Here is a 12,292-nt window from a genome sequence, read left to right on the forward strand (position 1 = left end):
CCGACATCCTGCATTGACGCGTCTTGCAGTCAAAAATTTGCTGATCGATAGTAGACGCCCCTCAACCGAATCTCTTCCCGGAGCCTGAATGTCCCAGCATCTGAAATTCTACATCGACGGCGCCTGGGTCGACCCCATGGTTCCGGCCCTGCTCGATGTCGAAGATCCGTCGAAGGAAGAACCTTTCGCCACCATCGCGATCGGCAGCAAGGGGGATGTGGATCGTGCCGTCGCGGCGGCAAAGGTGGCGTTTCCGTCTTTTTCAGTCACTGAGCCTGCGGAACGGCTGGCATTGCTGCGCCGAATCCTCGACGCATACAACGCCCGGTTCGACGATATCGCCGACGCTGTGAGCCGCGAAATGGGGGCGCCGCTGCATTTTGCGCGCGATTCTCAGGCCGCAGCCGGCCGGGCTCATCTCGAAGCGACGATTGCGGCGATGGAGCAGTTTTCCTTCAGCGAATTGCGCGGTTCTACCATGATCGTCCGGGAAGCGATCGGTGTCTGCGCGCTGATCACGCCGTGGAACTGGCCGCTCAACCAGATCGTCTGCAAGGTGGCACCGGCGATTGCCGCCGGTTGCACCATGGTTTTGAAACCTTCGGAGATCGCGCCGATCTCCGGGCTCATCTTTGCTGAAGTGATGGAGGCCGCGGGCACGCCGAAGGGCGTGTTCAATCTGGTCAACGGGCGGGGCCCGGATGTCGGCCAGGTCATGGCCTCGCATCTTGACGTCGACATGGTCTCGTTCACCGGTTCGACCCGGGCCGGCGTCATCGTCGCCAAGGTCGCTGCCGACACCGTCAAGCGGGTCGCGCAGGAGCTGGGCGGCAAGTCAGCCAATATCATCCTGGCCGATGCCGATCTCGAATCCGCGGTGCGCGAGGGTGTTGAGGCCTGTTTCGGCAATTCCGGCCAGTCCTGCGATGCACCGACGCGTATGCTCGTGCCGGCGGAATGGCATGACGAGGCGTTGCACATTGCCCGCGAAGCAGCTGAGAGCCTTGCCGTTGGCAATCCGCGCGATCCCGATACCGATCTCGGGCCTGTGGTCAGCCTCACCCAGTTCAACAAGATCCAGCAGCTGATCGAAATGGGGATCGAAGAAGGGGCGCTTCTGGTTGCTGGTGGCCCGGGGCGGCCGGAGGGGCTGACGCGGGGGTATTATGTCCGCCCGACCGTGTTCGGCCATGTGTCGCCCGATATGACCATCGCGCGGGAAGAAATCTTCGGGCCGGTGCTGTCGATCATCCCGTATCAGACGGAAGAAGAGGCGATCGCCATCGCCAACGATACCGTCTACGGGCTCGCCGCCTATATCCAGTCGAATGATATCAATCATGCCCGTCGGGTGGCATCGCGCATGCGGGCCGGTTCCGTCTATCTCAACTATCCCGCATGGGACACCGCCGCCCCCTTTGGCGGATACAAGCAATCCGGCAATGGTCGCGAATATGCCGATTGGGGAATCCACGACTTCCTTGAGGTCAAGGGTATTGTCGGCTGGCAGGGTACGCCCGCCAGCGCCTGAACCCCGCATCGCAAGCTTTGTCAGGGTCTGTGGCTATCGCCACGGACCTTTTTCCTTCTTTGCGGGTTCTACTCAACGGTGACTCGAACGGAACCTGACGGCCAGGGTCTCCTGGAGTAATTTTGTCGTCTGAAATATAGAATCCGCAATATCGCCAGAATTTGCGCATCGTTCAGCCCTATTCGAGCTCATTTCTTTCCTTATTAGAATATTTCCCGGTCGATATCTCCTGGTCGACCCTGCTCATGGAACAATTCCGTTTCTCTGGTGTTTTTATCCCCAGTATCAAAGACGGAAAGGACGAAACCATGCGTACGAAGACATTTGTTGTTGCTTCCCTGCTTCTTGGTGCCGCTTGTGCACCTGTCATGGCTCAGGAAGGCACTGTCACTGGCGCTGCCGGCGGTGCCGTCACCGGTGCCATCGTCGGTGGTCCCGTTGGCGCGGCAGTCGGCGGCGTCGTTGGTGCGATCGCCGGTACGGCCGTTGCCCCGCCGCCGGAAACGGTGGTGACTTATGTTCGCCAGCAGCCTGTCGCCACCGCGCCAGTGGTGATCGAGCAGCGTGTGGTCGTCGGTGAAGCCCTGCCGCGGCAGGTCGTACTGACGCCTGTGCCTGAGAACCCGACCTATGCCTATGCCATCGTCAATGACCAGCGCGTCATCGTCGACCCTGAGACCTATGTCGTCGTCGGTGTCGTTCAGTAAGACCCGGCGCTTGAATCCACCATAAACAATGGCCGGGAACGACAGTGTTCCGGCCGATAACCTGGAGGTTACACCATGGACCAGAGACCAGATCCGCGCCTCGACCAGCGCCCGCCTGTCGCCCCGCCGCTTGCGCCGCATGTGACGCAGCAGAATTCCAGCATGGGCGGCACCGGTTGGGCCGTTGCCATCCTGTTGGTTGTCGTCATCGCCGCCGGTGCCTTCTTCCTCTATGGCGGAAACGGCACAGTGGACACGACGGCACCTGCCACCACTGCAACGGAGTCCGCGACCCCGCCAGCCACGGCACCGACGCCGCCGGCCGCATCGGATGCTGCCCCGGCCGCTCCTGCTGACCCGGCTCCGGCCGCTCCGGCCCCGGCTGATCCGGCGGCACCTGCTCCGGCTCCTGCCGCGCCCGGTAGCGCTCCGACCACCCCGTAAGGCAAAGCCGGCCGGGCGGGCGTCAGAGCCCGCCACCAACAGACAGAAGGCCAGCCTTGAAAAGGGCTGGTCTTTTCGCGTCTGGTGTCTTGGAGGCTGCACGATATCTGGTGCATAAGGTTGTGCATTCCATTCGGAGACTGAAGAACACATGTTCCTCGAACAAGGCAGGATGCCACGGCTTGAACTGCCGACGGATCGCTACGCTGCCATATACGCCATCGGTGACGTGCATGGCTGTCATGATGCCTTGCTCGCGCTTGAAGAGAAAATCCGGCTCGATGCCGAAGCTCTCGATGGTCGCAAGCTGATTGTCATGCTCGGGGATTATATTGATCGCGGTCCCCGATCGGCGACCGTGCTTTATCACCTGACGGCCTCTCCACCGGCGGGCTTTGATCGTATCTGCCTGCGCGGCAATCACGACGACGCCTTTCTCGATTATCTGGAGGGCGATCCGGCGGGCGACTGGTTCCTCGATCACGGGGCCATGGAGACCATGGCGTCCTATGGTGTCGAACTTGCCTCGGCGGGGTCTGTCACGGGCTCCAACCACAAGCTGCGCGAACTTGTGCGGTCGGCGGTGCCGTCCTCGCATCTCGAGTTTCTGCGGGCTTTGCCGGTCATGCTGACAATTGGCGGCGATGTCTTCGTGCATGCCGGCATCCGGCCGGGGCGGCCGCTGGTCGATCAGACCGACGAAGACCTGATGTGGATCCGGCGATCCTTCCTCGATCTTGGCCCCGGATTGCCGGTCAGGGTGGTCCACGGCCATTCGCCGATGCGGCAGGCACATGTCGGAGCTGACCGCGTCAGCCTGGACACGCATTGTCACAAGACCGGGCGCCTGACGGCGGCGCGGTTTCATCAGGGTGACGTTGTCATCTTCGATACGGCAGCCGGCTAATCAGCAGTTCGACTGCCGAAGTCTCAGGTCCGGGCTTTTTTCGAAGCTGTCTGCACAGGCTTGCCCCATTCGGCGATTGCTATGCCCCCAAGGACGAGGGCGAGCGCCAGAATGTGGAAGCTTTCAAGCGTCTCGCCAAGCAGGGTGACGGAGAGCAGCGTGCCGAAGACGGGCACGAGATTGATGAACAGGCCGGCCCTGTTGGCGCCGATGACTTCCACGCCCTTGATGTAGAGCACTTGCGAAATCAGTGAGGGCAGCAGTCCGGCATAGAGGATCAGCAGCCAGCCGGTGGTGTCGGGCATAATCATCTGGCCTTTGCTCGCCTCCCACCAGACGAGCGGCAGACAGGTCACCGTGGCCGCGAGGGCCGGCACCGCCATGAGGCTCTTCCAGTGGACCTGCGGTTTCCAGCGCAGCGAGATCGTGTAGATCGCATAGGAGAGGCCGGCAAAGACCATCAGCAGGTCGCCAGCATTCAGTGTCAGCGATAGCAGCCGGTGGATGTCGCCATGCGAGGCGGTGACGGCCGCACCAACGAAGCTGATCAGGAAGCCGAGAATCTGGATCGGTGCTACCGGAATGCGGAAGATGGCGAAGTTGATGACGAAGATCAGAACCGGGATGGCGCCCTGTTCGATCGTTGCATTGACGGCGGTGGTGTATTTGAGTGCGGTGTAGAGAAAACCGTTGAAGGCTGCGTAGCCTATGGCCCCGTAGAAGGCGAGGAGCTTCCAGTTGGCCTTCAGCACATCCCAGTCCTTGCGGATCTGTGGCACCGAGATTGCGAAGATGATCAGGCTCGCCAGGCCCCAGCGGCCAAAGCTCAGGATCATCGGGCTGACGTGGCCGAGTGCCAGCTTGCCGGCGACTGCGTTGCCGCCCCAGAGCAAGGTGGTGATGACGAGAAAAGTATAGGCGCGAACCGGCAAAGTATGGCTTCCTTGCATGCGTCGGCCCCGGTCATACCGGCAAAACCTGCCGTCCCGATGGGCGCGATTGCACCGGAAATAGGTCAGGGGTCTCGCTTTGTCACGCAAAAAGCCGATTCAATGGTCAAGACGGGTCGATTTCCCGAAAACAACACAGTATAGATGCGCGGGTTTGAGTAGGCGCAACGACTGCGCGATATACAGGATTTCGAAATGACGAATGTCGTGGTGATCGGTTCGCAATGGGGTGATGAGGGCAAGGGCAAGATTGTCGATTGGCTGTCCGAGCGCGCCGATATCGTCGTGCGCTTCCAGGGTGGGCACAATGCCGGCCATACGCTCGTCATCGACGGCGTTTCCTATAAGCTCTCGCTTCTGCCATCGGGCGTGGTGCGTCCGGGCAAGCGGGCCGTCATTGGCAATGGCGTCGTTGTCGATCCGCATGCGCTGATTGCTGAAATTGGCCGGTTGAAGGATCAGGGCGTCGAAGTGACGCCGGACAATCTGCGGATTGCGGAAAACGCAACGCTGATCCTGTCCCTGCACCGCGAACTGGACGGCATGCGCGAAGACGCTGCCTCCAACAGCGGCACCAAGATTGGCACCACGCGCCGCGGTATCGGCCCGGCCTATGAAGACAAGGTCGGCCGCCGTGCGATTCGCGTCATGGACCTTGCCGATCTCGATGCGCTTGAAGGCAAGGTCGATCGCATCCTGACGCATCACAATGCGCTTCGTCGCGGTTTTGGCGCGCCGGAAGTCGAGCATCAGGCGATCATGGAAGAACTGACCTCCGTTGCGGATCGCGTGCTGCCTTTCATGGATTCGGTCTGGAGCCTGCTCGACAAGGAGCGCCGCAAGGGCTCGCGTATTCTGTTTGAAGGCGCTCAGGGCTCGCTGCTCGACATCGACCACGGCACCTATCCTTTCGTTACCTCGTCCAACACGGTCGCCGGTCAGGCTGCCGCCGGTTCCGGCATGGGCCCGGGTGCGCTCGGCTATATCCTCGGCATCACCAAGGCCTACACGACCCGCGTTGGCGAAGGTCCGTTCCCGACCGAACTGCATGATGAAATCGGCCAGTTCCTCGGCGAGAAGGGGCATGAATTCGGCACCGTCACGGGACGCAAGCGGCGCTGCGGCTGGTTCGACGCGGCGCTTGTGCGCCAGTCGGTCGCGACCAACGGCATTACCGGTATCGCGCTGACAAAGCTCGACGTTCTCGATGGCCTGGAAGAGTTGAAGATCTGCGTCGGCTACAAGCTCGACGGCCAGGAAATCGACTATCTGCCCGCCGCTCAGGCCGCCCAGGCGCGGGTTGAGCCCATCTATATTACGCTGGAAGGCTGGAAGGAATCGACTGTTGGTGCCCGCAAATGGGCAGATCTTCCGGCGCAGGCCATCAAGTATGTCCGTCAGGTCGAAGAGCTGATCGGCGCACCGGTTGCCCTGTTGTCGACGAGCCCGGAGCGGGACGACACGATACTTGTGACGGACCCTTTCGAGGATTAAGTTAACCATTTACCAGAGTTTTGCCGATTCCATATCGAATCGGCAACGAAGAGAAAGTGCGTATGGCTGACTTTATCGCCGTCATTCGACGGGCCGTGGACGGGCTGTCGAACAACACTCCGGAAATGCGTGTGCGGGTCTATGAAAAGGCCCGCGCTGCCGTCGTGCGGCAGCTTGAGAACATGCAGCCAAGGCCGCCCGAGCACATGTTGCAGCGGCAGTTGGAAAAGCTCGACGCTGCGATCCGCGAGGTGGAGGCAGAACACGCCGCGGCTCTGCCGGCTTATGAGGAAGAAGCGCCAGCCCAGGAATGGGCGTCCGAGCCGGAACCCATGGCGCCAGAACCGGCGCCTGTCGAAGCCTATGTCGAGCCTGTCCAGGCAGCGCCCGCACCGGCGGTGACCGGTGATGACTGGGCCGATGCGTATATGGCGGAAAACGAGCCGCGCGCGCCGGTCGAAGCGGCTGTACCAGAGCATCAGGCACCCGTCGAACAGTTCGCTCCCTGGGAAACGCCTGCTGCGGCTGAGGTCCCACCCGCCGAACCGGAATACACGTCACCGGTTCCCGTCGGGACCGATTTCGATGAGGGCCGCCATCCGGCCGAGCCGGACCTGCCCGAGCACTATGCCGCGCCTGAGCCTGTTGCGCCTGCCGAGACGTGGCCTCCCGTGACGACGCCGGCGGTGCCGCTCTGGGAGCATCGCGAAGCGGTGAACAAGCCGGTCGAGCCGGCGGCTGCCGCGCGCATGGACCTTGTCGATGACTGGCTGCAGGAGCGTCAGGCCGATGCTGCTCCGGCATCCTTGCCCGAAGCGACGTGGGATGTGCCGGCGGCGACTGAGCCTGCTGCGAACCGCGTGCCAGAACTGCCGGAAATCGGCTATGAAACCACACAGGTTTCCCATACGCCGACCGACGAGTTCCCGGCGTTTTCCGAGCCAGCCCGGATTGATACCTCGGCACAGTTCGAGGTTCAGGACGGTTACCGGCTGCCCGCCGAAACGGCTACAGATTACGCGGGTCTTGCCCCGAATCCGGGCCAGTTGCCGACCGAACCGGATGATTTCAGCCGCTGGTTCCAGGAACATGCCGGTGATGTCAGTCCGCAGCCCGATCAGCCCGTGGGGCAGGTTGGTGTCGATCCATACGTGACCGGCGTGTCCGGTGCGATGGTGCCGGACCCGTTTGACGCCGTTCCGAGCGACGCGGTTGCTGTTTCGCCGAAGAAGAACGAGGCCATGGACGCGCTGATGGGCGGCTATGACCAGCCGGCCTATCGTCTGGAACCGCAAAGGCGTCGCAACTACGCGCCGGTTATCCTGGCCGTTGTCGGCTTTACCATTGCGGCTGGTGCTGGCCTTGCCGGTTGGATCTATCGCGACGACATCAGTTCGCTGGTGGCCAATGTTGCCGGCGCACCGGTGCCGGCGGACGAAACAGCGACACAGACGCCTGCTGCGACCACGCCGCCAGCCAATCCGGCTGAAGACCAAACGGCGGAAGCGGCAAATGGCGGTGCTCCGGCCGAGGCGGCAGGGTCCGAGAAGTTCACACAGCGCTTGCGCGCCGACGGATCCGAGGTTGACGACGGTGCTGCTGCGGCCCCGAGCATCGGAACGCCACCCGAAGGCCGCTCGGTCTCGGCGCAGACCGTTGCGTCCAACATCGAACCCACGGATGGTGCAACACCACCGGCCCAGACGTCGGCACCAGCCGCAGCCGCGGCCGCAGCCGGTGGCGACAAGCTGTTCCTCTATGAAGAGCAGATTGGCCAGGCAACGCCGGTTGCCGTTCCCGGTGGCGTGACATGGACCGCGCTGCGCGAAAACGGACCGGATGGTCGTCCCGATCCCCAGATCCAGGGTCGCCTGTCGGTTCCGGATCGCGGTCTGACCGCGCTGCTGACGATCAAGCGCAACACCGATGACTCGCTGCCTGCCAGCCATATCATCGAGGTCGTGTTCTCGGTTCCGGCCACCTTTGAAGGTGGTGCAATCGAGAACCTGCAGCGGATCGCGATGAAGCGGACGGAACAGGATCGCGGTGATCCGCTGGTTGCCGTCACCGCCAAGGTGACCGATGACACCTATCTGGTGGCGCTCAACGACTTCGAGGATGTGATTGCCCGCAATCTCGAACTCCTGTCGACACGCGGTTGGATCGACATTCCGGTCATTTATCGCAATGGTCGCCGCGCGCTGATCACCATGGACAAGGGCACTGATGGCGCACGCGTCTTCGAACAGGTGATCAACGAGTGGAAGGCGCTGGGTCCGGGCAACTGACCGGACAAGTCTCCTGGCGCGTTGTGACAACCGCCACGCTTGGTTGCATTCTTGAGATCCGCAGGACTTGCGTCCTGCGGATTTTTCATTTCCGGTGCCAATGCCACACGACAAGATGAACGATCGGGGATCAGAGATGGGATTGGCGAACACGAAAAGAGCCGAGGCGGCTGATGACCGTTCGGGTGATGCCATCGAGATCGTATCGGTGCACAAGCGCTATGGGCGCGGACCGCGCGCCGTTCAGGCACTTGATGGCCTGTCACTTGCTGTTCCCAGAGGCGAGGTTTTCGGCCTTCTCGGCCCGAATGGCGCCGGCAAGAGTACATTGCTGCGGATCGTCGCCGGCCTGATCACGCCCGATGCCGGCGAGGTGCGCATCTTCGGTGCGCCGGCCAGGCCTCAGTCCCGGCAGCGTCTCGGCATGCTGGTCGAGGCGCCCGGTCTCTATCCGTTTCTCACCGCACGTGAGCATCTTGAAATGCTGGCCCGTTCGTCCGGCACCATGGCGCTGGTTGAACCCGTGCTGCGCCGCGTTGGCCTGGTCGGCGCCGCCGACAAGGCGGTTTCCGGTTTTTCACTCGGCATGAAGCAAAGGCTCGGAATCGGCTGCGCACTGGTGGGGCAGCCAGAGGCGGTGATCCTTGATGAGCCCACCAATGGGCTCGACCCGGACGGGATTTTGGAAATTCGATCTCTGATCCAGGAGCTTGCCCATCGCGACGGTCTCGCCGTACTGCTGTCGAGCCATCTGCTCGTCGAGGTCGAGCGGGTATGCAGCCGCGTGGCGATCATCAATCGGGGGCGTCTGGCTGCCGAAGGTGTGGTTGCCGACCTGATCGGGGGCGAGGGGCGGTTCTTCCTCAGGGTGGACGCGCCGGCGGATGTGCTGATGGGGCTTTGCCATGAGGCTGAACTGGTCGATGGTGGCGTCAGTCTGCGGATCGGGGAGGCTGAAGTTCCCGAGTTGATCCGGTCTCTCGTCCTGTCCGGTGCGCGTATCCACGAGGCAAAACGGATCAAGGCGGATCTCGAATCTGTCTTTCTCTCGGAAACGCGGGAGGGCCGCGCATGAAGGCGCTTGTCACAGCCGAGATCGTCAAGCTTGTCCGTCAGCCGGCGCTTCTGTTCTTCGGTTTCCTGTCGGTTGCCTTTCTGTCGATCCTGTTCAAGTTCGGCATGGAAGGCTTCGTCTATCTTCGCACCGGGCGTCGGTCGGCGGGTGATCTCGACATCTTTCTGTCGGCCGCCAACAGTCTTGGCATTTCTGGAAATTCGATGGGTCACCTGCTGCATGCGATCGGCATCGGGTCCATTTTCTATCTCGACTATCGCTATCAGACCTGGCGGCTGCTTGTGCCACGTCATTCACGCGCTGAGCTCTATGCGGCGAAGTTCTTCGTCTGCATCGGGTTTCTGGCAGCCGGCCTGCTTCTCGCGGTTGCCGGGGATCTGGTCCTGACCGTGATCCGCGCCCTTGCCAGCGAGGCTGGCATGAGCGGGCTTACCGTCTCTGCATCGTCTTTCCTGGTTCTTCTAACTGCTTTGTCGGTCGCGCTTCTGGAACTGGCCGTGCTGACGGCGTTCGTGGCGGTGGTCGTGGTCATCACCCGAACCATGATAACGGCGGCCATCTCCGCCTTTTTGCTCGCCATCGGGTCGTCGATCCTGCAGATCTACTTGGGCCGAGACGCTGACAGTCTGCCGCTACCGAGCTATGCGGCACAAGCGGCGCGAGACTGGCTGCTTTCGGGCGGATCGACGATGGCAGGTGGATTGGGTGTGATTGTTCTGATGCTTTGGCTTGCCGTCTTGCCGGCCCTTGGCATGGCGATCCTTTCGCGTCAGCAGCTGGCCACGGAATAGGGCTCGCAAACAGAAAAGCCGCCCGGGATCCGGGCGGCTTTCGACTTGTTTGAACGGGCTTTCAGATCAAGCTTCAACCACCCGCAGGGCGCGCGCGCGCTCAAGCGCATCCTTTTGAACGGCTTCCTGAACCTTTTCGAAGGCGCGGACCTCGATCTGGCGGACGCGTTCGCGGCTGATGTCGAACTCGGCAGAGAGGTCCTCCAGCGTGATCGGATCGTCGGCCAGACGGCGGGCTTCAAAGATGCGACGCTCGCGATCATTGAGGACAGCCATGGCGCGCTTCAGCATGCTGCGGCGCGTTTCCAGCTCGTCCTGCTCGATGAGAACGGCTTCCTGACTGTCATGGTCATCAACAAGCCAGTCCTGCCACTGTCCACCTTCGCCTTCGCTGGCGCGCAGCGGTGCGTTCAGCGAGGCGTCGCCGGAGAGGCGGCGGTTCATCGATATGACTTCTTCCTCGGAGACCTTCAGCTTGGTCGCGATTTCCGTGACCTGGTCGGGCTTAAGGTCGCCTTCCTCGATCGCCTGGATCTTGCCCTTGAGGCGGCGCAGGTTGAAGAACAGACGCTTCTGGTTGGCCGTCGTGCCCATCTTGACCAGCGACCAAGAGCGCAGGATGTATTCCTGGATCGAGGCCTTGATCCACCACATGGCATAGGTTGCCAGACGGAAGCCGCGTTCCGGATCGAATTTCTTGACCGCTTGCATCAGGCCGACATTGCCCTCAGACACGACTTCGCCGATCGGCAGGCCGTAGCCGCGATAGCCCATGGCAATCTTGGCCACGAGCCGCAGATGGCTCGTTACCATGCGGTGGGCCGCGTCGCGGTCGCCGTGCTCGGCGTAACGCTTGGCAAGCATGTATTCTTCCTGCGGTTCCAGCATGGGGAACTTGCGGATTTCGTCCAGATAACGATTGAGACCGGCCTCGCCGGCTGTAATACTAGGCAAACTGTTGCGGGCCATGATGCACCCCTCTTCTTCCTGGGCTCCCATAGGACGGCGAGCCCGATGTCCGTGGATCTCTCTATCCCACAGAAATCCGATTAGCAGATAAGTATGGCAAAACGCCGATACAAGAGTTGCGTTCCGTCACGAGGCTGTGAGAGCCAAAATAATTTGCGCGCAATTGAATTGCGAGCAAGATCTAAGGGGCTTGCCACTCTGATGGGAATTGATGTCTGTTCATGGAACAATCCTGGCGTGTTCCGATCGAGGGTCACATGAGCCTATCACCCTACTTCCGCGGTCTTGCAGCCGTTACCGTTGCAACTGTTGCATTGAGTACGGCCGGCCTGATGACGCGCCTTGTCAGCATTGATGCTCCAACGCTTCTCTTCCTGCGTGGGACGATTGCGGGAAGCTTCCTCTTCGTTTGCCTGTTCGCGGTCAACCGGGGGCGGGTCGGTCCCGATTTCGCGCGGCTTGGTCGCGCTGGTCTGCTGATCTGTGCGACATCGGCCGTCTGTGCGGTTCTCTTCATCGGCGCGCTCTACACAACGTCGGTTGCGCATGTGGCGATCATCTTTGCGACATGTCCATTTGTTGCGGCGGGACTGGGACGTCTTCTTCTCGGCGAGAAGCCGACACGCTCGGCACTTGTTGCCAGTGGCGTTGCGATGGGGGGAGTGTTGCTGATGATCGGCAGCGGTGAAGAGGGCAGCTTGTTCGGCGATGCGCTCGCCTTTGCCATGACGGTAATGGTGGCCTTCTGGACTGTGCTTTTACGCCGCTTCCCGGATAAGCCGGCGCTACCCTGCACCGTGGCGTCCTGCTTGCTGAGCGCCTTGATCGCCTTGCCCTTTGCCAGCCCGCTCGTGGCATCCACACATGACCTGCTGGTGGTGCTTGGCTTTGGCGTTCTTGTCTTCTCAGTGGGCTTCCTGCTTCTGACCATCGGCGCGCGGGATGTGCCGCCGGTGGAGGCGGCCCTGATCGGCGCACTGGATGCCCCGCTTGCGCCCTTATGGGTGCTGATCTTTCTCGGCGATCGGCCGTCTGGCTCAACGGTGATTGGCGGCACAATCGTGCTTGTCGCCGTGTGCCTCCATATTCTGTCGGCTCATCGCACGGCGACGACGTCTGCAGCAAAGAGCTGATGA

11 protein-coding genes are annotated in these 12,292 nt (G+C 61.7%); 9 read left to right on the plus strand and 2 right to left on the minus strand.

The genetic code is table 11. The features are described from left to right. Positions 1-88 precede the first annotated feature (88 nt). The 4 genes from IP76_RS05795 (at position 89) to IP76_RS05810 (ending at position 3,589) form a co-directional block, all read left to right on the plus strand. Positions 89-1,531, plus strand: coding sequence for an aldehyde dehydrogenase family protein (locus IP76_RS05795; protein WP_054157218.1), 1,443 nt, complete (start codon positions 89-91; stop codon positions 1,529-1,531). 308 nt (positions 1,532-1,839) lie between these two features. Continuing rightward, complete coding sequence (locus IP76_RS05800; RefSeq protein ID WP_054157403.1) at positions 1,840-2,238, plus strand: DUF1236 domain-containing protein; 399 nt, start codon at positions 1,840-1,842, stop codon at positions 2,236-2,238. A gap of 75 nt (positions 2,239-2,313) precedes the next feature. After that, positions 2,314-2,682, plus strand: a complete 369-nt coding sequence (locus IP76_RS23075; protein WP_054157219.1) for a hypothetical protein — start codon at positions 2,314-2,316, stop codon at positions 2,680-2,682. 151 nt (positions 2,683-2,833) lie between these two features. Continuing rightward, positions 2,834-3,589: a metallophosphoesterase family protein gene (locus IP76_RS05810; RefSeq protein ID WP_054157220.1), complete on the plus strand. Its 756-nt coding sequence runs from the start codon at positions 2,834-2,836 to the stop codon at positions 3,587-3,589. Between the two features lie 23 nt (positions 3,590-3,612). Here IP76_RS05810 and IP76_RS05815 read toward each other — a convergent pair whose 3' ends face one another. Beyond that, entirely contained in the window at positions 3,613-4,521 is a 909-nt protein-coding gene (locus IP76_RS05815; RefSeq protein ID WP_156318497.1) for a DMT family transporter, read from the minus strand. Positions 4,522-4,734: 213 nt separating this feature from the next. Between IP76_RS05815 and IP76_RS05820 the strand changes: the two genes are divergently transcribed. From IP76_RS05820 to IP76_RS05835, 4 genes are all read left to right on the plus strand, one after another. Next, positions 4,735-6,033 carry an adenylosuccinate synthase gene (locus tag IP76_RS05820; RefSeq protein WP_054157222.1) on the plus strand — a complete coding sequence of 433 codons (1,299 nt, stop codon included), beginning with the start codon at positions 4,735-4,737 and terminating at the stop codon, positions 6,031-6,033. Between the two features lie 62 nt (positions 6,034-6,095). Beyond that, positions 6,096-8,321 (plus strand): hypothetical protein, encoded by a 2,226-nt coding sequence (locus IP76_RS05825; RefSeq protein ID WP_054157223.1) that lies wholly within the window; start codon positions 6,096-6,098, stop codon positions 8,319-8,321. Between the two features lie 142 nt (positions 8,322-8,463). Then, positions 8,464-9,396: an ABC transporter ATP-binding protein gene (locus tag IP76_RS05830; protein ID WP_245281395.1), complete on the plus strand. Its 933-nt coding sequence runs from the start codon at positions 8,464-8,466 to the stop codon at positions 9,394-9,396. Further along, positions 9,393-10,187, plus strand: coding sequence for a hypothetical protein (locus IP76_RS05835; protein WP_054157224.1), 795 nt, complete (start codon positions 9,393-9,395; stop codon positions 10,185-10,187). The genes IP76_RS05830 and IP76_RS05835 overlap by 4 nt, the downstream gene beginning before the upstream one ends. Positions 10,188-10,253: 66 nt before the next feature. Here IP76_RS05835 and rpoH read toward each other — a convergent pair whose 3' ends face one another. Continuing rightward, the gene (rpoH, locus tag IP76_RS05840; protein WP_054157225.1) at positions 10,254-11,156 is read right to left on the minus strand and encodes an RNA polymerase sigma factor RpoH; all 903 of its coding nucleotides are present in this window, start codon (positions 11,154-11,156) and stop codon (positions 10,254-10,256) included. A gap of 257 nt (positions 11,157-11,413) precedes the next feature. Between rpoH and IP76_RS05845 the strand changes: the two genes are divergently transcribed. Further along, positions 11,414-12,289 (plus strand): DMT family transporter, encoded by an 876-nt coding sequence (locus IP76_RS05845; protein WP_197278308.1) that lies wholly within the window; start codon positions 11,414-11,416, stop codon positions 12,287-12,289. Positions 12,290-12,292 lie beyond the last annotated feature (3 nt).

Origin of the sequence: Rhizobium sp. AAP43, from assembly GCF_001296045.1 — a bacterium.
In the GTDB taxonomy this organism is placed as follows: Bacteria; Pseudomonadota; Alphaproteobacteria; order Rhizobiales; family Rhizobiaceae; genus Allorhizobium.